We start from the raw sequence: 1,425 nt of genomic DNA, 5'->3' as shown, positions 1-1,425 counted from the left end.
CTCAGAACCAACACAGTGGACGCGAGCCTCTATGGACAAGCCCTCGGCCTATTAGTACCGGTCACCTCCACACATTACTGTGCTTCCAGATCCGGCCTATCAACCCAGTCGTCTACTGGGAGCCTTACCCCATCAAGTGGGTGGGAATACTCATCTCGAAGCAGGCTTCCCGCTTAGATGCTTTCAGCGGTTATCCCTCCCGAACGTAGCCAACCAGCCATGCCCTTGGCAGAACAACTGGCACACCAGAGGTTCGTCCGTCCCGGTCCTCTCGTACTAGGGACAGCCCTTCTCAATATTCCTACGCGCGCAGCGGATAGGGACCGAACTGTCTCACGACGTTCTAAACCCAGCTCGCGTACCGCTTTAATGGGCGAACAGCCCAACCCTTGGGACCGACTCCAGCCCCAGGATGCGACGAGCCGACATCGAGGTGCCAAACCATCCCGTCGATATGGACTCTTGGGGAAGATCAGCCTGTTATCCCCGGGGTACCTTTTATCCGTTGAGCGACGGCGCTTCCACAAGCCACCGCCGGGTCACTAGTCCCGACTTTCGTCCCTGCTCGACCCGTCGGTCTCACAGTCAAGCTCCCTTGTGCACTTACACTCAACACCTGATTGCCAACCAGGCTGAGGGAACCTTTGGGCGCCTCCGTTACCCTTTAGGAGGCAACCGCCCCAGTTAAACTACCCATCAGACACTGTCCCTGATCCGGATCACGGACCCAGGTTAGACATCCAGCACGACCAGACTGGTATTTCAACGACGACTCCACAACCACTGGCGTGGCCGCTTCAAAGTCTCCCAGCTATCCTACACAAGCCGAACCGAACACCAATATCAAACTGTAGTAAAGGTCCCGGGGTCTTTCCGTCCTGCTGCGCGAAACGAGCATCTTTACTCGTAGTGCAATTTCACCGGGCCTATGGTTGAGACAGTCGAGAAGTCGTTACGCCATTCGTGCAGGTCGGAACTTACCCGACAAGGAATTTCGCTACCTTAGGATGGTTATAGTTACCACCGCCGTTTACTGGCGCTTAAGTTCTCAGCTTCGCAACCCCGAAAGGTCACTAACCGGTCCCCTTAACGTTCCAGCACCGGGCAGGCGTCAGTCCGTATACATCGCCTTACGGCTTCGCACGGACCTGTGTTTTTAGTAAACAGTCGCTTCTCGCTGGTCTCTGCGGCCACCCCCAGCTCACCGTGTAAAACGGATCACCAGACGTGGCCCCCCTTCTCCCGAAGTTACGGGGGCATTTTGCCGAGTTCCTTAACCATAGTTCACCCGAACGCCTCGGTATTCTCTACCTGACCACCTGAGTCGGTTTAGGGTACGGGCCGCCATGAAACTCGCTAGAGGCTTTTCTCGACAGCATAGGATCATCCACTTCACCACAATCGGCTCGGCATCAGGTCTCAGAC

1 rRNA gene is annotated in these 1,425 nt (G+C 56.1%); it reads right to left on the bottom strand.

The features are described 5' to 3' along the window. Nucleotides 1-31 precede the first annotated feature (31 nt). Nucleotides 32-1,425 (bottom strand): 23S ribosomal RNA (locus tag ACZ7NC_RS45630); the annotation flags it as partial.

This window comes from Streptomyces sp. NPDC111802, assembly GCF_055634335.1.
Note: the sequence above shows the minus strand (reverse complement) of the source record. Positions and strands in the feature narration are given on the sequence as shown.